The organism is Pedobacter sp., from assembly GCF_040513095.1.
In the GTDB taxonomy this organism is placed as follows: domain Bacteria; phylum Bacteroidota; class Bacteroidia; order Sphingobacteriales; family Sphingobacteriaceae; genus Pedobacter.
In genome coordinates, this window is sequence record NZ_JBEVDX010000046.1 from 51,614 (window position 1) to 72,886 (window position 21,273).

The 21,273-nt window shown below is 42.6% G+C and carries 19 protein-coding genes; 10 read left to right on the forward strand and 9 right to left on the reverse strand.

Going from position 1 to position 21,273, the window contains the following annotated elements; genetic code table 11:
* Positions 1-24: 24 nt before the first annotated feature.
* Positions 25-2,958 (forward strand): M16 family metallopeptidase, encoded by a 2,934-nt coding sequence (locus ABWY16_RS06795; RefSeq protein WP_353903897.1) that lies wholly within the window; start codon positions 25-27, stop codon positions 2,956-2,958.
* 188 nt (positions 2,959-3,146) lie between these two features.
* Here the strand turns inward: ABWY16_RS06795 and ABWY16_RS06800 are convergent, their stop codons facing one another.
* Both ABWY16_RS06800 and acs read right to left on the reverse strand, forming a co-directional pair.
* Positions 3,147-3,332, reverse strand: a complete 186-nt coding sequence (locus tag ABWY16_RS06800; protein ID WP_142530979.1) for a CsbD family protein — start codon at positions 3,330-3,332, stop codon at positions 3,147-3,149.
* Between the two features lie 78 nt (positions 3,333-3,410).
* Complete coding sequence (gene acs, locus ABWY16_RS06805) at positions 3,411-5,306, reverse strand: acetate--CoA ligase (RefSeq protein ID WP_353903898.1); 1,896 nt, start codon at positions 5,304-5,306, stop codon at positions 3,411-3,413.
* 335 nt (positions 5,307-5,641) lie between these two features.
* On the opposite strand from acs, the gene rpmB reads away from it, so the two are divergent.
* From rpmB to ABWY16_RS06840, 7 genes are all read left to right on the forward strand, one after another.
* Positions 5,642-5,875 (forward strand): 50S ribosomal protein L28, encoded by a 234-nt coding sequence (rpmB, locus tag ABWY16_RS06810; RefSeq protein WP_037437638.1) that lies wholly within the window; start codon positions 5,642-5,644, stop codon positions 5,873-5,875.
* Positions 5,876-5,915: 40 nt separating this feature from the next.
* Positions 5,916-6,098, forward strand: coding sequence for a 50S ribosomal protein L33 (gene rpmG, locus ABWY16_RS06815; protein WP_008242799.1), 183 nt, complete (start codon positions 5,916-5,918; stop codon positions 6,096-6,098).
* 24 nt (positions 6,099-6,122) lie between these two features.
* Positions 6,123-6,284: a DUF4295 domain-containing protein gene (locus ABWY16_RS06820; protein ID WP_090556573.1), complete on the forward strand. Its 162-nt coding sequence runs from the start codon at positions 6,123-6,125 to the stop codon at positions 6,282-6,284.
* A 75-nt stretch (positions 6,285-6,359) separates the two neighbouring features.
* The gene (gene ftsY / locus ABWY16_RS06825) at positions 6,360-7,322 is read left to right on the forward strand and encodes a signal recognition particle-docking protein FtsY (RefSeq protein ID WP_353903899.1); all 963 of its coding nucleotides are present in this window, start codon (positions 6,360-6,362) and stop codon (positions 7,320-7,322) included.
* Positions 7,323-7,357: 35 nt separating this feature from the next.
* The gene (gene rimO, locus ABWY16_RS06830; RefSeq protein WP_353903900.1) at positions 7,358-8,692 is read left to right on the forward strand and encodes a 30S ribosomal protein S12 methylthiotransferase RimO; all 1,335 of its coding nucleotides are present in this window, start codon (positions 7,358-7,360) and stop codon (positions 8,690-8,692) included.
* Between the two features lie 46 nt (positions 8,693-8,738).
* Entirely contained in the window at positions 8,739-10,328 is a 1,590-nt protein-coding gene (gene bshC, locus ABWY16_RS06835) for a bacillithiol biosynthesis cysteine-adding enzyme BshC (RefSeq protein WP_353903901.1), read from the forward strand.
* 9 nt (positions 10,329-10,337) lie between these two features.
* Positions 10,338-11,426 carry an Ldh family oxidoreductase gene (locus tag ABWY16_RS06840; RefSeq protein WP_353903902.1) on the forward strand — a complete coding sequence of 363 codons (1,089 nt, stop codon included), beginning with the start codon at positions 10,338-10,340 and terminating at the stop codon, positions 11,424-11,426.
* 239 nt (positions 11,427-11,665) lie between these two features.
* Here ABWY16_RS06840 and lepB read toward each other — a convergent pair whose 3' ends face one another.
* The 5 genes from lepB to ABWY16_RS06865 are packed head-to-tail and all read right to left on the reverse strand — an operon-like array spanning position 11,666 to position 15,995.
* Positions 11,666-12,862, reverse strand: coding sequence for a signal peptidase I (lepB, locus tag ABWY16_RS06845; RefSeq protein WP_353903903.1), 1,197 nt, complete (start codon positions 12,860-12,862; stop codon positions 11,666-11,668).
* A gap of 8 nt (positions 12,863-12,870) precedes the next feature.
* A complete protein-coding gene (gene dapB, locus ABWY16_RS06850; protein ID WP_353903904.1) occupies positions 12,871-13,611 on the reverse strand; it encodes a 4-hydroxy-tetrahydrodipicolinate reductase in 741 nt (246 codons plus the stop codon).
* A 29-nt stretch (positions 13,612-13,640) separates the two neighbouring features.
* Entirely contained in the window at positions 13,641-14,261 is a 621-nt protein-coding gene (locus tag ABWY16_RS06855; RefSeq protein ID WP_353903905.1) for a DUF5683 domain-containing protein, read from the reverse strand.
* The gene (locus ABWY16_RS06860) at positions 14,261-15,178 is read right to left on the reverse strand and encodes a ParB/RepB/Spo0J family partition protein (RefSeq protein WP_353903906.1); all 918 of its coding nucleotides are present in this window, start codon (positions 15,176-15,178) and stop codon (positions 14,261-14,263) included. The genes ABWY16_RS06855 and ABWY16_RS06860 overlap by 1 nt, the downstream gene beginning before the upstream one ends.
* Positions 15,179-15,188: 10 nt before the next feature.
* Positions 15,189-15,995 carry a ParA family protein gene (locus tag ABWY16_RS06865; RefSeq protein WP_353903907.1) on the reverse strand — a complete coding sequence of 269 codons (807 nt, stop codon included), beginning with the start codon at positions 15,993-15,995 and terminating at the stop codon, positions 15,189-15,191.
* A 180-nt stretch (positions 15,996-16,175) separates the two neighbouring features.
* Between ABWY16_RS06865 and ABWY16_RS06870 the strand changes: the two genes are divergently transcribed.
* Positions 16,176-16,697 (forward strand): NADPH-dependent FMN reductase, encoded by a 522-nt coding sequence (locus ABWY16_RS06870; protein WP_353903908.1) that lies wholly within the window; start codon positions 16,176-16,178, stop codon positions 16,695-16,697.
* On the opposite strand, the gene ABWY16_RS06875 is transcribed toward ABWY16_RS06870, so the two are convergent.
* The gene (locus ABWY16_RS06875) at positions 16,694-17,149 is read right to left on the reverse strand and encodes a hypothetical protein (RefSeq protein WP_353903909.1); all 456 of its coding nucleotides are present in this window, start codon (positions 17,147-17,149) and stop codon (positions 16,694-16,696) included. The two genes, ABWY16_RS06870 and ABWY16_RS06875, sit on opposite strands and share 4 nt — an antisense overlap.
* 42 nt (positions 17,150-17,191) lie before the next feature.
* Between ABWY16_RS06875 and ABWY16_RS06880 the strand changes: the two genes are divergently transcribed.
* Positions 17,192-18,823: an ABC transporter substrate-binding protein gene (locus tag ABWY16_RS06880; protein WP_353903910.1), complete on the forward strand. Its 1,632-nt coding sequence runs from the start codon at positions 17,192-17,194 to the stop codon at positions 18,821-18,823.
* Here the strand turns inward: ABWY16_RS06880 and ABWY16_RS06885 are convergent, their stop codons facing one another.
* Positions 18,824-21,241 (reverse strand): TonB-dependent receptor, encoded by a 2,418-nt coding sequence (locus tag ABWY16_RS06885; RefSeq protein WP_353903911.1) that lies wholly within the window; start codon positions 21,239-21,241, stop codon positions 18,824-18,826.
* Between the last annotated feature and the right edge of the window lie 32 nt (positions 21,242-21,273).

Consider the following 21,273-nt stretch of genomic DNA (forward strand, 5'->3'; position numbering starts at 1 on the left):
CATCCATAAAAAACAAAAAAACTGATGAAAAAAAATTTATTAACGTTCTTATGCCTGCTGCTTACCGGAACAGGTGTGATGGCACAACCTGTATACCAGTGGAAAACTGCCTCCTCTGCCGGATATACCTACAGGTATGTAACCAATGATCCAACAAAATCCCGGTTTTACATGCTCAAAAACGGATTAACGGTCATCCTCTCTGAAAATACCAAAGAACCAAGTATCCAGTACAGGATGGCTGTGAGAGCCGGTAGTAATACCGATCCCCGCACCGCGACAGGACTGGCACATTACCTGGAGCACCTTTTATTTAAAGGAACCGATCGTTTTGGTACAATGGACTACGCCAAAGAGAAACCCCTGCTGGATAAAATATCAGCCCTCTATGAAAAGTATCATGCTACAACTGATCCGGCAAAACGTAAAGCGATCTATGCTGAAATAGATAAAACTTCCGGCGAAGCATCAAATTATTCTATTGCCAATGAATATGATAAAATGATGAAATCTATTGGCGGTCAGATCACCAATGCACACACCTGGTACGAAGAAACCGTATACGAAGAAGACTTCCCTTCCAATGCAACGGATAAATTCCTGGCCCTGCAGGCTGAGCGTTTCCGTGCTCCGGTTTTCAGGATTTTCCATACTGAGCTGGAAGCTGTTTATGAAGAAAAAAACCGCGGACTGGACAATGACGGCTGGAAAATCAATGAAAAGCTCAACGCATTGCTGTACCCTACACATAATTACGGACAGCAGACTACTATAGGTACAGTAGAACATCTGAAAAACCCTTCACTTGTAGAAATCCGCAAATTCTATGACAAGTATTATGTACCTAACAACATGGCGCTGGTATTGTCAGGTGATTTCAAATCGGATGAAATGATCAAAAAAGTGGATGAGCATTTCTCCTTCATGCAGAACAAGCCTGTAGTGGCCTATGAGCCTGCACCTGAAAAACCCCTGACTAAAATCCAGACCGCCGATATTTATGGCCCAAGTGCCGAAGTGATCAGGATCGGCTACAGGGGATATCCCGAGAGCAGCCGGCAAAGTATGCTGCTGGACCTGATCGGCAGTATCCTTTCCAATGAGAAAGCTGGTCTGCTGGATATAAACCTGAACAAAAAACAGCGTGTACTGAGCTCCGGAGCCGGTTATCAGCAAATGAAAGACTATGGTACGTTCATCTTACTGGCACAGCCCAAACAGGGACAGACGCTTGAACAAGCCAAACAATTACTTCTGGAACAGATTGCGCTGCTGAAAAAAGGCCAGTTCGATGAAAGCCTGATCAAAGCTACTGTCGCCAACAGCAAACTTACCCTGCTAAAATCGTTTGATAAAAACGATTTCCGTGCAGAGGCGATCACCAATGAATTCATTATGAACCGCGGTACCAAATGGGATAAATCATTGGGTAATCCGGATGCAATGGCAAAGGTGACCAAGAAAGAGGTAGTAGACTTTGCAAACCAGTTCTTCAAAGATAACTATGTTGTGATCCTGAAACACAAAGGCGAGGATAAGACAATCCAGAAAGTGGAAAAACCAGCAATCACTGCTGTAAAAACCAACACGAATGAAACCTCTGTCTTCACTAAAGATTTACTCGCAGCAAGTTCTAAACCTATTGAAGCCCGCTTCCTGGATTACACCAAAGACCTGAATTTTGGCAAGGCAGGCATCGCCGATGTGGTAACTGTACAAAATAAGGAAAACAGTATCTTCAGCCTAAGCTACCGTTTTGACATGGGTACCTGGAATAATAAAATGGCTCCATTCGCTGCCAGATACCTCACATACCTGAGCACCGACAAATACACAGCAGAGGAAATCAGCAAGCAATTTTATAACATCGCCTGCAACTACACCTTCAATGTTTCCAATGATGTGACCACCGTAACCATCAGTGGCCTGCAGGAAAACTTTGATCAGGCAGTAAACCTGGTAGAGCACATTTTTGCTAACTGCAAGCCCAATGAAGCTGCCTTAACAGAACTGAAAAGCAGCATCCTTAAATCAAGGGAAAACAACAAGCTCAACAAAGCGGCAATCCTTTCAGGCCTGATGAGCTACGCACAATACGGCCCACAGAACCCGACAAATTTCGCGCTGAGCAACGATGAGGTTAAACAAATGACCTCTGCCCAGCTGCTGGACATCATACACCACCTGAAAGACTACAAGCACAGCATCAATTACTATGGCCCTGAAACACTGGATGCATTTACCAAAAACATAGAAAAGGTACACATATTGCCTGCAGCATTTACTGAAGCACCTGCAGCAAAAACATTCAGCTACACCAGCAATACTGACAATCAGGTATATTTTGCTAACTATGATATGGTACAATCGGAAATCCGCTGGGTAAGGAACAGCTCAAAGTACGACCCTTCAGAAGCGGCGAAAATATCCCTCTTTAACAGCTATTTTGGTGGTGGTATGGGATCCATCGTATTCCAGACCATTCGTGAATCAAAAGCTCTGGCTTATTCTACCTTCGCATTTTATGCCACACCGGATAAAAACACGAAGGATTTCACAATGGTAGCCTACGTAGGCAGCCAGGCAGATAAAATGACGGATGCCGTTGCTGCAATGAATGAACTGCTGAATGTGCTACCGGAGTCTGATAAGAACTTTGAATCTTCCAAATACAGTGCCCTGAATGCCCTCGAAACCTCAAGGGTGACAAACGACGATATCATCAGCCATTATTATGCTGACAAAAGACTGGGACTCGATCACGATTCAAGGATCGATGAATACAGTGGATTGAAACCCCTGACCTTTGCTGACATCAAAACTTTCCATAACGATAAAGTAGCGAACAAGTCTTATAACTACTGTATCGTAGCTTCGGATAAAAAGGTAAAAGCTGATGACATGCAGAAATTCGGCAAACTGAACACGCTGACCTTGGAGCAGATTTTCGGTTATTAAAATGAATTAAGCATGATGGCTTGTCCATCATGCTTATCCACCATGCATGGCCGCCCTGCTTGTCCGCCATGCACGGCCATCATGCTACCGGGATGATCTTTAAATAATTAGACCTCTTATTTCAATACCTATGTTGCCCTTCAGCAGCATACAGCATTGAAATAAGAGGTCTAATTATTTAATAGAAACTACAAAGACTTCAGCCAATCAATAACCTCATCCCGGGTCTTACCAGTTTTTTGCTGAATCCTTCCATAAAGCTCATCATCTTTCCCTTCTTCATGTTTCAGATCATCATCAGTAAGATCGCCATAAGCCTGTTTAACTTTACCTTTCAACTCGTTCCATTTTCCTTTTAATTCTAACTTATCCATGGTAATATGTTTTTTCGTTAAATACTGCTTAAACAACAACCACGGATAAGAATTTGTTTTTTCGGCTATAAGCAGAGCTTACAACTTCTGCGCTGCCGCAATAATTTCCTCCACTACTGCAGGATCAAGCAAAGTACTCGTATCGCCGAGGTTAGATGTTTCCCCTTCAGCAATCTTCCTGAGTATCCGGCGCATAATTTTGCCCGAACGCGTTTTAGGCAAGCCTGAAACGAAAAGTATCTTGTCCGGCTTCGCGATTGCCCCGATCACACGGGTTACCGTTTGCAGAATATCCTTTTTGGTCAGGTCGGCTTCATTGTGCAGTTTCGGATAAATGACAAAGGCAAAGATACCCTGGCCTTTAATCTCATGCGGATAACCCACAACTGCACTTTCAACTACACCTGCGTGCATATTGATCGCATTCTCAACCTCAGCGGTACCAATTCTGTGTCCTGATACGTTGATTACATCGTCCACCCTGCCGGTGATTTTATAATATCCGTCTTCATCCCTCATACAGCCGTCACCAGTGAAATACAGATCCGGATAAGTAGAGAAGTAAGTTTGTTTACAGCGTTCATGGTCTCCATAAGTAGTGCGGAGCATTCCCGGCCAGGGGAACTTGATGCAGAGGTTACCGTTTACACCATTTCCTTCAATTTCATTTCCCTGCTCATCCACCAGGATCGGCTGAATACCAGGCAAAGGTAAGGTAGCGCAGGCAGGCTTTAATGGTGTTACAAAGGCGATCGGCGAAATCATTAATCCACCTGTTTCCGTTTGCCACCAGGTATCTACAATCGGGCAGTTCTTGTGTCCTACCTCTTCATCGAACCAGTGCCACGCCTCTTCATTTATCGGCTCCCCTACCGAGCCCAGAACCCTCAGGCTGCTCAGGTCAATTCCGTTTAAAGGTTCAGTGCCATAACTCATCAGTGAGCGGATCGCAGTAGGTGCTGTATATAAGATATTAACCTTGTGCTTTTCTATAATTTCCCATAATCTGGATGGCGTAGGATGTGTGGGCACACCTTCAAACATCAGCGTAGTAGCACCCTGAGAAAGCGGGCCATATACAATATAAGAATGACCGGTGATCCAGCCGATATCAGCAGTACAGAAAAATACCTCATCAGGCTGATAATTAAAAGCATTGCTGAAAGTATAACCAGCATATACCATGTATCCGCCAACGGTGTGTACAACTCCTTTGGGTTTGCCGGTAGATCCTGATGTATACAGGATAAACAGCAGATCTTCAGCGTCCATTTCTTCTGCCGGGCAGTCTGTATCTACCTGTTTGATCTCATCTTCAAACCAGAGATCACGTCCCTTAAGCATAGAAACCGGAGTACGTGTATGTGTCAGTACGATCACTTTTTCAACTGTAGGGCATCCGATCAGGGCATCATCAATGACTTCCTTCAGCTGAATCTGCTTGTTGCCACGGAAAGATCCGTCGGCCGTAATCACGAGTTTACATGCTGAATCATTGATTCTGTCTGCGATAGATTTAGCGGAAAACCCGCCAAAGATCACAGAGTGCACTGCACCTATGCGGGCGCAGGCCAGTACGGCAACGGCCAGCTCGGGCACCATCGGCATGTAAATACATATACGGTCACCTTTTACTACACCGTTCTTTTTCAGTACGTTGGCAAAACGGCAAACCTGCTCATGTAAGACCTTATAAGTAAGCGTTATACTGGATTTATCAGGATCATTGGATTCCCATATGATGGCAGGTTTATCGCCGTTTTTGGCCAGGTGGCGGTCAAGGCAGTTCTCTGTAATATTCAACTTTGCGCCCTCAAACCATTTGATATTTGGTTCGGTGAAATTCCAGGATAAAACTTTATCCCATTTCTTTCTCCAGAGGAAGTTTTCAGCTATTCCGGCCCAGAATTTTTCAGGCCATTCCACGCTAAACCTATACGTTTCTTCGTATTCGGCAAAAGATTTGATTTGCATAAAATGATTATTTGGTTGTGCTATATTATAATTTGGTTGTGCTTTAATTCCTGTGCTATATTACTCAAATATAAATTATTCGAAAGGTATATAAATAATTATTAATCGAATTATTAGCCCGGCACTTCCGTTAACCGGCTGTCTGACCTGCCTGGAATTACCTGCAACGTATATTTAAAGGATTTTGTATACCTTTATACCGGGAGACCGTACTGATTCTGCATTATTTTTCAAAAATAATCTTGTGTAGTATTGGTTGTTACAATAATTATTGTGATATTTGCACACTCTTAAAAAATTAAGCGAAGAACAATTTAAATATATATATTAAAGGCATGTCTAGAGTTTGTGATTTAACCGGAAAAAAGGCAATGAGTGGTTTTAATGTTTCTCACTCAAACGTTAAAACTAAACGTAAGTTTTATCCCAACTTACAACTTCAGAAATTTTATATTCCTGATGAAGACCGTTGGATAACACTGAAAGTTTCTACTTCAGCTATCAAAACCATCAATAAAATTGGTATAACTGAAGCGATCAACCGTTTCGTTAAAAAAGGATTTTTGTAAAAAACATTGTTGATGCGAAATCAACTAAAACAATAAAAAAATGGCAAAAAAAGGTAACAGAGTACAAGTTATTCTAGAGTGTACAGAGCATAAAACTAGCGGCATGCCTGGTATGTCTAGATATATCTCTACAAAAAACCGTAAAAACACTACAGAGAGATTAGAATTGAAAAAATTCAATCCAGTGTTGAAGAAAGTAACGGTTCACAAAGAAATTAAGTAATAACCATTTCCAATCTTTTAGATCATGGCAAAAAAAGTAGTTGCAACCCTGAAAACAGGTAAAGGTAAAGAATATTCAAAAGTTGTTACGATGACTAAATCACCAAAAAGTGGTGCTTATTCTTTCAAAGAAGTTATCGTTCACAACGATCACGTTAAAGATGCTATTGCTGGAACAAGCAAGTAATTTTAATATTTAATCATATTAAAGCCGTCCCTTCATTCTGATGGGAGGGCTTTTTTTGTTTTCATCTATATTTCTATGGGATTATTTGATTTCTTCAAGAAAAAGGAAACTGCCCCTGAAGCTCAGGAGGCACTAAATAAAGGTTTAGAGAAAACTAAAGAAGGGTTCCTTAGCAAGATCACCAAGGCTGTCGCCGGAAAATCAACTGTAGATGACGACGTACTGGATAACCTGGAAGAAGTTCTGGTAACTTCTGACGTTGGCGTTACCACTACACTGAAAATCATTGAGCGCATCCAGGACCGGGTGTTGAAAGACAAGTACCTTTCGACTTCCGAATTAAACCTGTTGCTCCGCGATGAGATCCAGCTCCTGCTAGCAGAAAACAACAGCAACGATTTCCGCAGTTTTGAATACGGAGAGCACAAGCCCTATGTCATCATGGTGGTTGGGGTCAATGGTGTTGGTAAAACTACCACCATTGGTAAACTGGCGCATAAACTGAAAGCTGAAGGGCTAAAAGTGGTGCTGGGTGCAGCAGATACTTTTAGGGCTGCTGCGGTAGAACAGATCAAGTTATGGGGCGAGAGGGTTGATGTTAGAGTTGTAGCACAGGCAATGGGCTCAGACCCTGCTTCTGTAGCATTCGATACGATACAATCAGCCGTAGCCAACGGCGAAGATGTAGTGATCATTGATACTGCCGGACGTTTGCACAACAAGATCGGACTGATGAACGAACTTGGCAAGATCAAGAAGGTAATGGAAAAAGTTATTCCGGGTGCCCCTCATGAAATCCTGCTGGTACTGGACGGTTCTACCGGACAAAATGCTTTTGAGCAATGCAAACAGTTTACCGAGGCAACAGATGTAAATGCGCTTGCAATTACGAAACTCGATGGAACCGCCAAAGGTGGTGTGGTGATCGGCATCTCCGACCAGTTTAAAATCCCGGTGAAATATATCGGAGTTGGTGAAGGTATGAATGACCTTCAGTTATTTGATAAAAAAGCTTTTGTAGACGGGCTCTTTAAATAGTATCCCGGTACAAAACGCAACAATACATACATACAATGAACACAAAAACGATTTCTAAAATTATCCCCGTTAAACCACCAAAAATCAATGTAATTACATTGGGCTGTTCGAAGAATTTATATGATTCGGAGGTGTTAATGGGGCAATTGAGAGGAAATAGCCTGAATGTGGTTCATGAGGCAAACGATATCAACAAAGACGATATCATCGTAATCAATACCTGTGGTTTTATCGACAATGCAAAACAGGAGTCCATTGATACTATTCTGCAGTACAGTCAGCTGAAAGACGAAGGTAAAGTAAGCAAAGTGATTGTTACAGGTTGTCTTTCCGAACGCTACAAACCTGAACTGGAATCCGAGATCACTAATGTGGATGCTTTCTTCGGCACCAACGATCTGCAGAATATCTTACATTCCCTGGGTGCAAACTACAAACATGAACTCATCGGCGAAAGGTTGCTGACTACCCCATCGCATTTTGCGTATTTTAAAATTGCTGAAGGCTGTAACCGCCCATGCTCTTTCTGTGCCATCCCGCTGATGCGTGGTAAACATGTATCTACCGAAATGGAAGCCCTGGTTCATGAAGCAAAAATACTGGCCGCCAATGGTACCAAAGAACTGATCCTGATTGCGCAGGACCTTACTTATTATGGTCTGGACATTTATGGTAAACGTAACCTGGATGAATTGCTGAGACGTTTATCAGATATCAATGGTATCGAATGGATCCGTTTACAATATGCGTACCCTTCAGGTTTCCCTATGGAAATTCTGGATGCCATGAACGAACGCGAGAATATCTGTAAATACCTGGATATGCCTTTACAGCACATCACAGATAATATGCTGAAATCGATGCGCCGTGGTATCACCAAACAGAAAACTATCGACATCGTTAACCAAATCAGGGATAAAGTTCCAAATATCGCTATGCGTACCACGCTTATCTGTGGTTACCCGGGTGAAACTGAAAGGGACTTCGAAGAGATGTTGCGCTGGGTTGAAGATACGCGTTTTGACAGACTGGGCTGCTTTACATATTCGCATGAGGAGAAAACACATGCACATAATTTAGTGGATGATGTACCTGATGAAGTGAAACAGGAACGTGTGGATGCTATTATGGAATTACAGCAGGGAATTTCCTTTGACATCAACCAGGAAAAAGTAGGCAAAACCTACAAGGTTCTGGTAGACAGAAAAGAAGGTGATTTCTTTATCGGGCGTACAGAATATGACTCTCCGGAGGTTGATAATGAGGTTTTGATTGACGCCAGTACAGGATATGCTGCAAACGGAAGTTTTGTGAACGTTCATATAGAACGTGCGGAGGACTTCGATCTATATGGACAGATTGTAAAATAATTTTGGCATATAATAAAATGTAGTTTATTAGCGTAATTTCGTGGCAATGCAGGCCAAGTACATCACCTATCAACAAACAAATTCTTTTTCTTCTGTTGTATTAGATTACATCGCTGGAAAGGACAAACTGGAGTCTTTTTATCAATACTCCCCTACGCTTCAGGGCTTTCAAAAAGCAATAGAAGAACGCAAATTTTCGGGCGACCGCAATTTGCTGGTGGATACGCTTAAAAGGCAGTATGCCCAACTGAAGCCATCGGCTTTGGTTACTCAAAATATCAACTTATTAGCTGATGACCGGACGTTTACGATTACAACCGGTCATCAGCTGAATATATTCACAGGACCCCTTTATTTTATCTATAAGATCGTTACGGCAATCAAACTTGCAGCAGATCTGAAAAAAGAATATCCTGACTATAATTTCGTACCTGTTTACTGGATGGCTACCGAGGACCATGATTTCGAAGAAATCAATAATGTGAAGGTAGAGGACAAAAGGATCACCTGGCAAATGAAAGCCGCAGGTGCTACAGGCAGGATCAATACAAAATCTATTACTGAAACACTGGTAGCATATAAGGGTTACCTGGGGATTTCTGAAAACGGGCACAAATTAGCGGAGCTGGTAGAGAAAGCTTATACTACTAACCATACACTTGCAGATGCAACACGCGAGCTTGTAGATGCTTTGTTCGGTTCTAAAGGGCTGGTCTGTACCGACGCTGATGATGCAGCATTGAAAGCACAGTTTTCGCCTGTCGTTTACCGTGACATCACCGAACAGAACAGCTTTGAGCTGATCAATAAAAGCAGCGAAGCTTTGGAAAAAGCAGGCTACAAACCACAGGTAAATCCAAGAGAGATCAATTTCTTTTACATGGATGATCAGCTGCGAGAACGTATCGTAGAAGAAAATAACGAATACAAAGTACTCAACACTTCCATAAGTTTTACTAAAGAAACGTTAAAGGCTGAAATCGATCAGCATCCTGAACGTTTCAGTCCCAATGTAGTGATGCGCCCGGTATACCAGGAAGTAATCCTTCCAAACCTCGCTTATATTGGCGGTGGGGCAGAAGTAACTTACTGGCTGCAGTTAAAAGCTAACTTTGATTTCTATAGTGTTCCCTATCCGATCTTGATGTTAAGAAACTCTGCCCAGATCGTTGATGAAAGAAGTTCCAAGAAGATGGAAAGCCTGGGAATCGATTCTCTGAGTTTATTTGACACCGATGAACAGCTGAAAAACCAGTGGATCAGGGCAAATGTTGTGGATGATCTGCTCACGCTTGAAGCTGAACAAAAGGCGATCATTGCGATCTTTGAACAAATCAAAGTCAATTCTTATAAGGTAGACAAAGGACTTTCTCTTTCTGCCGAAGCCGCTAAGGTTAGAACATTGAGGCTGGTAACCAACCTTGAAAAGAAACTGATGCGTGCAGAGAAACGCAAACATATTACAGCCCTTACACAAATTGAAAACCTCAAAGACAAACTGTTTCCTAACGGCGTATTACAGGAAAGAGTATTGAATATTGCTCCAATGTATGTGCTCTATGGAGATGATTTTATTGAAAGTCTTCTCAGTGCTTTTCAGCCGCTCGAGTATAAATTTACTATTTTGTTCGCTTAACTCTATCCCATGACCTCATATACTTTCACAGAAGAAAAACTCAGGAATTTCACCAGGAATGTATTTTTGAAAATGGGATGCCCTCCGGCAGATGCAGATCTGGCTACCGATGTATTGTTATGTTCAGATTTACGCGGGATAGATTCTCACGGTGTAGCCCGTTTAAGCGGTTATATCCGTTTATGGGAAAAACAGCGCATCAATGCAACTCCAAACGTTCGTGTAGTGCATGAAACGCCAACTACTGCGACAGTAGATGGTGACGGCGGACTTGGACTCGTAGTTGCCCCTTTCGCAATGAAAGTAGCAATAGAAAAGGCTGCTATATATGGTACAGGCTGGGTAGCGGTAAAAAACTCCAATCATTTTGGTATTGCGGGCTACCATGCTTTAATGGCGGTAGAGAAAGATATGATTGGTATCAGTATGACCAATGCCAGCCCTTTGGTTGCCCCTACTTATGCGAATGAAAGACTATTGGGCACAAACCCGATGTGTTACGCTTTCCCTGCGGGGAAATATCCTCCGGTAGTTGTTGATATGGCAACAGCAGCCGCAGCAAATGGGAAACTGGAAATTGCACAGCGTGCGAACCTGCCCATCCCCGAAGGTTGGGCACAGGATAAAAACGGTAAAACTTCTACTGATCCAAATGAATTGAAAGCCGGTGGATCATTACTTCCACTGGGCAGCGATAAAGACCATGGCAGCCACAAAGGCTATGGATTGAGTGCAACTGTTGATATACTTACCGCAGTTCTATCAGGTGCCAACTACGGCCCTTGGGTACCCCCATTTGTAGCTTTCCTTGACCCCCCTACAGATCCTGTTGGAGAAGGTATTGGACATTTCTTTGGTGCGATGCGCGTTGACGGCTTCAGACCAACGGCCGATTTCAAACAGCACCTGGATAACTGGATCGAGCGTTTTAAAAGTGCCAAAACTGTAGATCCCTCTAAAAAAGTAATTATCCCAGGCGAACCGGAATACGCTTTTGAACAAGAGCGCAGGATATCCGGAATCCCACTTGTTGAACCTGTCGTGATTGATCTGAATGAACTTGCAGATAAACTGGGTATTGAAAGGTTATCTGATTAGTTTAATCAAAAGAATTTCCAATAGTCTTTATACAGCACAGATCGCGAATACATTCAAATACTATTGAACAACAAAAATTATGCTCTGGGTTAAAGCGCCCCGCATTGGATACCCCTAAAAAAATGAGTGTTACTTTTTCGATACCTTCTGGTGCCCTTCAGCAGCAGGCAGTATCGAAAAAGCAACACCCATTTTTTAGCGAAGCCAGGAGGATCCCTATCTTCCCAGTAATACTTATATTAGTGTATCCCTCTGAATATCCTGCTCCACCTGATCTTGCTGAAGAAAGATCCGTTGGTATCATAACTCATCCAGATAAACAAAGCTTTCCCTACAACGTGGTCTTCAGGAACAAAGCCCCAGTACCGTGAATCCAGTGAATTGTGCCTGTTATCTCCCATCATCCAGAAGTAATTCATTTTGAAGGTGTAACTATCAGTTTTCACACCGTTAATTATCCAGCCTGTACCTGATTTCTCCAGTTTATTACCTTCATAAATCTCAATCGCACGTTTGTACAAAGGCATAGTGTTCGAATCCAGTTTCACTGTCCAGCCTTTCTTAGGGATCTGAATCGGGCCCCAGTTATCAGCATTCCATTTCCTGTTTGGATCCTGAGGAAATATACTTGGTTCAGCAACATCCGGCGCAGCGGTACGCTGTGTAACAGACGCAACAAAATCAAGTTTCTTCACCTCTTCCATCTGATCAGGCGTGCCAATGAAGTTATAGCTATCCTGCGAAATCGCCATGATGTCTCTTTCGATCACAAAACCCATATCTTCAAACAGCTGGAAATTGACATCGCTTGATTTAAACTTCACTGTATAATCAATCTGACCTGTTCTCTTCATCGGCTCTGCCTTACCGTTAACTGATACCAGTCCGTTAGACATACTCAGAATATCTCCGCTGATACCAATACAGCGTTTGATATAATTCTCTCTCTTATCAACTGGTCTGCTCGTAACCGTATACTGGCTGTGAACAGCCTCGCGGCCCACAGAGCGCACCATTTCGTAGTAATCCCGGTCCTGTGCTTCTAAGGCTACCGTATCCCCATCCGGGAAGTTGAAAACCACAACATCATTTCTTTTGATTTCCTGGATTCCCGGAAGTCTTCTGTATTTCCATTGTACGCCATCCCAATATGCTTTTGTACCTGTTACAGGCATAGTATGGTGTGCAAAAGGAAAAGCTACAGGAGTCATCGGGATCCTTGCACCATAATTCACCTTACTTACAAACAGGAAATCACCAATTAAAAGTGATTTTTCCATTGAACCCGTAGGGATGGTATATGCTTCTATAAAAAATACGCGGATGACAGTCGCGGCAATGACAGCGAAGATGATTGCATCAAACCATTCTTTACTTTTAGTTTTTTTCTTTTTTGGCGCAGTATCATTCTTCTTTTGCCAGAACTTCAGATTCATATTTTTTGCTATTTAAAATTAAATATATCAGATATATTATAAAATCCCTGTTTGTTTTTTAACCACTCGGCAGCCACTACGGCACCCAGTGCAAAACCTGCACGGTTATGTGCTGTATGTTTGATCTCTATCTCGTCTACTTCAGAGCTGTAAATCACTGTATGCGTACCCGGGATATTCTCAATTCTTTGTGAAGCGATCAATATCTGGTCCTGTTTAACTACTTCGAGTTCAGTCTGGCCTTCGAGCTCATTTACCCATTCTGTTTTTCGGTCCAGTTGATCAATAATACCTTCTGCAATGGTCATTGCTGTACCACTTGGTGCATCCAGTTTCTGGGTATGGTGAATTTCCTCCACCTGAACATCATATGCCGGATAATCATTCATGATTTTCGCCAGTACCTCATTGATATGGAAAAACAGGTTGACACCGATACTGAAGTTCGATCCGTATAACAGGGAATTGTTACCAGTCAGGCATTCATTTTTTATTTCCTGCAGCTGTCCGTACCAGCCGGTAGTACCTACCACTAATGGAACATTCGCTTCGAAGCAGGTGTAAATATTCTTAATCGCAGAATCGGGAAGACTAAAATCGATGGCTACATCTGCTTTTTTTAAGTTCGAAACTGTCAGTTCTTCCAGGTTCTTACTCCCGATTTTAAGCACAATATCGTGCCCTCTCTCTATGGCAAAACGCTCAATAATCTGACCCATTTTACCGTAACCGATTAAAGCTATATTCATATTTTTATATTATAATTTAGATGGAGTATTTATAATCTGAAGCCAATTTTTAAGGCCGGAGCAAAAGAATTAAATCCATATTTCACATTTGAGTTGATCATGGAAGGAGATATTTTGATGGCCATGTTATCACCTACATCAAAATATTTGAGGCGGGCATCCACATAAGCTTCGATAATATTTACCGCGTAGAGCGCTACAAACGAAAACATAACGACCTCTCTGTTTCTGCGGTAAACGTCCTTGGCCGTTATTAAGCCATTAATATCTGTGTAGACTGCAAACCTGCTTCCTCTGGGGGACTGCCCGTTATTGGCCTCCCGGTACTGAATTTCGGAGAGGAATTCATGATAATTATTGTTGTTCTGAATATATGACATGGCTAATAATGTACCGCCGATATAGATCGCAGAAACTTTAATCCCGCGGTAAACCGTCAGCCCATTACCAATCTGTCCCCATCCGGGGATCATTGCAGACCGTATCGCGGCTTTTCTGGCAGCAACTTTACCAAGATTCACATACTTTGCAGTATCCGTTTTGGCAGGAGTACGTTTAAGGCTGTCGCCTTTAACTGTAAACTCTTCCTGTCCCCTGACCACCATTGCAGTGCAGCACAGGAAGACCGATAACAATAGGATTTTTGACATTACCAGTCTAATAATTCTAGGATTCTGCTCAGGTCATCATTGGAAACAAATGGGATTTCGATAGCGCCTTTACCATTTTCACCTACCTTCAGCTTTACCTTGGTTGCAAATCTTGAGGCCAGGTCCCTCTGCAGTTTCTGGTATTCAAATGAGGTACCTCCCGCTTGTTTAACCGCTTTGGGTTTAATCTGCAGGCTGTTGATACTTCTTACCAGTTCTTCAACCTTACGTACGGATAAACCTTTGTCAATAATTTCCTGGTGGATCCACAATTGTTTTTCAGGCTCTTCAACATTGATTAGTGCACGGGCATGGCCCATACTGATTTTCTGGTCACGGATAGAGATCTGTATTGCGGGCGGCAGTTTCAGCAACCGCAGGTAGTTGGTTACAGTACTCCTGTTTTTACCTACACGTTCGCCCAGTTGCTCCTGTTTGAGGCTGCATTCATCCAGCATACGCTGAAAGCTCAGTGCCACCTCAATTGCATTCAGGTTTTCGCGCTGGATGTTTTCAATCAGGGCCATTTCCAGCATCTGCTGATCGTTGGCCTGGCGTACATACGCTGGAATTTCAGTGAGACCGGCTAATTTGGAAGCCCTCAAACGGCGCTCACCCGAAATCAGCTCGTATTTACCATTATCGGCAGACCTTACAGTGATCGGCTGGATCAGTCCCTGTATCCTGATGGATTCTGCCAGTTCGTTCAGGGCGACCTGGTCAAATTCTGTTCTTGGCTGAAAGGGATTGGTAGCAATGTCACTGATTTTGATGGTACCTATGTTGTTCGGCTGAGCCTTCTGTTCAGTTTCACTGATCGGGTTCATCGCATTTTTTGGCGGATGGATCGAATCAGAATCATCCAAAAGCGCACTTAATCCTCTTCCTAAACCTGTTTTTCGCTGAAAAGATGTCATTCAATTATATTTAAATAGTAGTTACTGAAGTCACACCCGGGCTTTCCTTAACCAATCCGTTTTTACGGACGATCTCCCTGGCAAGATTCAGATAATTAATCGCACCCTTACAATTGGCATCATGCATGATCACAGAAACCCCATAACTTGGCGCTTCGCTCAAACGGGTGTTACGCTGGATGATGGTGTCAAAAACAAGGTCCTGGAAATGCGTTCTCACTTCCTCTACTACCTGATTGGATAAACGTAAACGCACATCATACATAGTCAGTAAAATCCCTTCGATTTCCAGTTCAGGGTTTAACCTGTTCTGTACAATTTTTATGGTGTTCAGCAATTTGCCCAGACCTTCAAGGGCGAAATATTCGCACTGTACAGGAATAATGACAGAATCTGCTGCTGTTAGCGCATTGATAGTGATGAGTCCGAGAGAGGGGGAGCAATCGATAATGATAAAATCGTACTGGTCTTTAATTTTCTCCAGTACAGCTTTCATTTTATATTCCCTGTTGGTCAGGTTGATCATCTCAATCTCTGCACCAACAAGATCGATATGTGCCGGCAAAAGGTCCAGGTTAGGCGTTTCCGTCTTTTGGATGGCTTCTGAAGGCTCAACATCATTGATAATGCATTCGTAAATACTGTTTTTGATACTTCTTGGATCAAATCCAATACCGGAAGTAGAATTGGCCTGAGGATCTGCGTCTACCAATAGGGTTTTGTATTCTAATACAGCCAGGCTGGCGGCTAAATTTATAGATGAAGTTGTTTTACCTACACCACCTTTTTGATTTGCCAATGCAATAATTTTACTCATTTATCTTTTTAATAATTACCAATTATTTCCCTGAGAACTCGTGAATTAGATTCTTTGTCTGTAAAAACGCTATTTTTTCCTATATTTAGGGGCTTTTTAACAAATAGCTAAGATACAAACTAAATGACAATATTAGTGTTAAACACCTAAGTGTTTTAAACATCTTATTAACAATATCACATGGTTACCATCATTTCCGGCACAAACAGACCTGGAAGCAATACGCTGAAAGTCGCAAAATATTATCAGGAAGCACTCGCAAAAAAAGGTCAGGAGGCCAGCATCCTGGATCTGATGGACTTGCCGGAGAACTTTATCAACACCGATATGTTCGGGAAGCGCACAGAAGCCTTCAGTAAAATCATCCATTCAATGGACGGTTCGGATAAATTCGTTTTTATCATTCCCGAGTACAATGGCAGTTTCCCTGGTGTCCTGAAAGCATTTATTGATGCCTGTGATTTTCCGGGAAGCTTCTACAATAAAAAGGCCTGTCTGGTGGGCATATCAGGTGGCAAATACGGCAATATCAGGGGCATAGACCATTTTGTTGGCGTCTGCGGATATCTGCACATGAATGTTTTACCACTGCGCCTGCATATTCCTGCCATCAAAACGGAGCTGGACGAGAACAATGCCTTCTTCAGGGAAGACACCTTAAAGTTCACGGGAGAACAGATAGATAAGTTTATTGATTTTTAAAGCCCGAAGCTGGTCCAGGTTTTACCTTCATTACCAAATACAAAATACCCCGGGTAAAGCATCTCTGCCACGTCTTCGAGCGCAGAAACAAAAGATTCAGGATCACTGAAAAAAGCAGAGGTATCTTCCATTAGATAAACCCTGTTGTATTCTACAGCGGGCCATTCGTTTTCGAGCAATGAGGGAACGGCACCCATAAAATCAAGCATACTCACCTGTGTTTCGTGGTAAATTAAAACTTTAGCCTGCAGCGGATCAAACTGTATTTCACCCCCGGCAGACTCAATAAGGATATTCAGCACCGGGTTAACTGCATTCTCCCTGTCCAGAACGCAGACAGGTACTTTATCCATAAATTTAATCTTATGCTCTACAATATCTACGCGTTCCTGAAGGTCTTCGCGTAAGCTTTCGTCCTCAACATTATTTATAACTGCATTTAAAAAAGACATAGGATTAATTATTACTTTGTGCAAAAATACTATTCCTTGCCGATGCCCCGAATTATAAAAGAGATTTTTTACACATTGAGTGTGATTGCGCTGTGCAGCTGCAGCCAATCGGCAGACGACCATGGTAAAAAGGTGTTCAACCTCAACCTCGATCAGAACCTCACCTCTATGGATCCTGCTTTTGCCCGCAATCAGTATGCGATATGGATGATCAACCAGATCTTTGACGGCCTGGTGCAGATCGACAGCGCGCTGAATACGGTACCTTCCATAGCAAAATCATGGGAGGTCTCAGCAGACGGGCTCAGTTATACCTTTCACCTCCGCAACGATATCTTCTTCCAGGATGATCCGCTGTTTAAAAACGGAAAAGGGAGAAAAGTAAATGCATCAGATTTTGTCTACAGTTTTAACCGGCTGATTGATCCGAAGGTGGGCTCTTCCGGCGGATGGATTTTCAGCGATAAGGTAAAAGACATTCATAATTTTATCGCCCTCAACGATACTACGTTCAGGATTAACCTGACCAAGCCTTTCCCTGCATTTCTTAACCTGCTTTGTACACAGTATTGCATGGTTGTACCCCGCGAAGTGGTAGAACATTACGGAAAAGATTTCAGGAGTCACCCGGTAGGCACAGGGCCATTCAAATTTAAATACTGGAAAGAGGATGAGATCCTGGTACTGCTGAAAAATGAGCATTACTGGGAAAAAGAAAACGGGGTACAGCTCCCCTATCTGGATGCTGTAAAGGTTACTTTCATCAGCGACAAACAAAGTGCGTTTATGAATTTCATTAAAAAAGACCTGGATTATTTCAACAGCGTTGATGGCAGTTACAGGGATGATATCCTCACTAAAAGCGGTAGCATGACCAGCAAATACAAAGGTAAGTTTCAGCTGATCAAAGCACCTTATCTGAGTACCGAATACGTTGGTATACTCGTAGATACATCGAAATCTATGGTCAGGAATTCTCCTCTAAGATTTAAAAAAGTGAGACAGGCGATTAACTACGGTATAGATAAGCCGAAGCTGGTGAAATACCTGAGAAACAATATCGGCGTTCCTGCAACTTCGGGATTTGTACCCAAAGGGATGCCGGGCTTTGACAGCACTCTAGTGAAGGGTTATCATTATGAGCCAGCTAAAGCAGCAAGGCTACTTGCTGAAGCGGGCTATCCTAACGGAAAGGGAATGCCTGAAGTTACACTTGTAACCTCCACTTCGTACAAAGACCTGATAGAATTTATCCAGGGAGAGCTTACAGCGCTGGGAATAAAGGTAAAAGTAGATGTAAGACCGAGTGCGAGCCTGCGCGAGCTGATGGCTAAAAACGAAGTCAACTTTTTCAGGGGATCCTGGATTGCAGATTACCCGGATGCAGAAAATTATCTTTCCGTTTTTTACTCCAAAAATAAAGTTCCCTTCGGGCCTAATTACACCGGTTACTTCAATAAGGAATTTGACAGGTTATTTGTAGAGAGCTATTATGAAAGGGATGCAAAAAAGAGATACATCCTCAACCAGCGTATGGACAATATGGTGATTGAGAATGCATCTGTGGTACCGATACTCTATGATCAGTCGGTCACTATGCTGCAAAACAACATCAGCGGGTATTCAATTAACCCGCTGAGCTGGATGATATTGAAGCGTGTAAAGAAGGATTAGCTATTGCTTAGGCTGCACACCGCCACCTATGCCTCCGGCACCTTCATCCTGTTTCAGATCGTCATTGTTTACGCCCTTTTTCTTTTTAGGCTGCGTGAAAGTCACCTTGCCGAATTTGTAGCTAAAGTTCACACCAAATGACCGCAGCGGGTAATAGATGTTAGTGCTTTGCAGGAAGGTCGGACTACCATTTTCTGTACGGATATGCAGGTCCCTGTTGAAAGGATTTAATACATTTACGCCCACGGTAGCCTGTTTCTTCATTATATCTTTCTTAAAGGCCCCGCCATAAAACGCCATTGCGCCGGCAGTTCCCTGGAAAGTTCTCCTCGTTCCGTTATAAACACCAAAGATCTCAGTATTCCATCCGCCTTTAAAAGAAATTGCAGAGCGGGCAAAGACTGTGTAGTTTGCATAAGTACCCGTGCTTACATTAGTTTGGGTATTCCTTACGTTGTAGGTGTTTACACTGAAGTTACTCATCAATGTCCATTTTGGCAGGGGATTATAGGAACCGAACACATTGGCACCGAATGACCTGTTGTTACCCACATTTGAATAGGTAGTCAGCAATTGACTAGGAATATAAATACTTTCAATCACATCCATTGTAGAACGGTAGAATACCGATGCATTGATGACTGATCCTTTGATAAAGGTAGAATAGCCCAGTTCAACCAGGTCGGTCAGCTCAGGGCTCAGGGATGGATTTCCCTGCGACTGATTCTGCGGATCTGTACTGTTAAGGAAAGGGTTCAGGTAGTTCAGACTTGGACGCTGCATCCGCCTGTTGTAACTCAGCTTTAAAGTACTGTTGCCTTTCATCTTTTTAGAGATGATAGCACTTGGGAAAAGGTTAAAATAATCATTATTGAAATTCAGGGACGAGCCTGATACACCACTAATATCCGTATACTCAGCTCTCAAACCAGCTTTCACATCAAGAGCTTTCGCCAGCTTAAAACTCAGCACACCATAGGCTGCACCTACATCCTGGTTATAATCAAAATCCTGGTCACTGCTGGCATATTTACTTTGGATCGTTCTGAAAATCCCTTTTAGTCCGGTTTCAAGAATTACATCCTTACTGAAGGGATAAGTATAATCCGTCTGCACGGTGTATTCATTATTCTTCCCTGTATTGTCTCCCAGGATACGCGCAGTGCTCTGCCCATTCGGAAAAACATTGTATGTATTGAAGTCCGTGGTATTTCTGCCAAAGCTCGCCTGTCCCGAAACAGTAAATTCTTCGCCTTCCTTCTTAGTTGTCCTTCTGTAATCTGCACTCCAGTCTAAGTTTTTAAAACTTACGTTGTTCTCAGAAAAACGCTGGTAGTTTGAGATAGTATCTACAACCCTTCTGATTGCGTTGACACTTCCGTCAGAACCTGTAGTGAAGTCATTGTATTTGATATTGGTAGAAAGGCTGTTGTAGCCATTGATATCATAATCAAGTCCTACACTTCCATTATAACCATATCGTTTAGCTTTTGTAAATCCATCCTGCAGCAGTGAAGTATTTGCTGTATAATTGTCATTGAGCAAAATGACCCTTGTATCCTGAGGGATGGCATACTGTACTCCAAAATTACTTGTGATACCCAGGCGGCCTTTCTTGCCATTCAGACTGAAATTACCGTTATTCTGACGGGTACCGGCAGATACACTCGCATTTCCGTTGATTCCCTGGGCAGTTTTCTTTTTAGTGATGATGTTGATGATACCACCGGCACCTTCAGCATCATATTTTGCCGAAGGACTGGTAATCACCTCTACACTTTTGATTTCTTCTGCAGGTATCATCTTTAAGGCATCAGAGACACTGTTAGACATCGTTCCCGAAGGCTTTCCGTTGATCAGTACCCTTACAGCACTTCCGCGCAGTGTAGGATTTCCATCGATATCTACAGAGACCATGGGAACTTTACGCATCACATCACTGGCATTTCCACCGGCAGTAGTTACGTCCTGCTCTGCGTTGTAAACTACTTTATCGATCTTATTCTCGATCATAGGCGTTTTACCAGTTATCGATACCTCTTTAAGATTGCTTTGCGTACCAGAGATATAGATTGTACCGGCATTCAGATCAGGTTTTTCCGGACTTGTTTTTAACAAAACCGTTTTACTTTTATAGCCCATAAAACCAATGGACAACTTGTATTGATCCGGAGAAACATTTTGTAGTGTAACCTTGCCTTTTGCATCTGTTACCGCGCCATTTACAGATTTATTGTCTTTTACACGGATCAATGATATTGTGGCATAGTCGATCGGGGTTTTTGTAGCTGAATCGGCAATGATAGCAGTGATCCTCCCGGTGATCGTGATTTTTTGTCCGGAGCCGCCAAGACCGAATTGTGCCTGTGCGTTTTGCATGAATCCCAGAACAGCCAGTATAAGTAATAGTCGTTTCATTTAGGTAGCGTTAATAGTTTTTTTGTCTGATT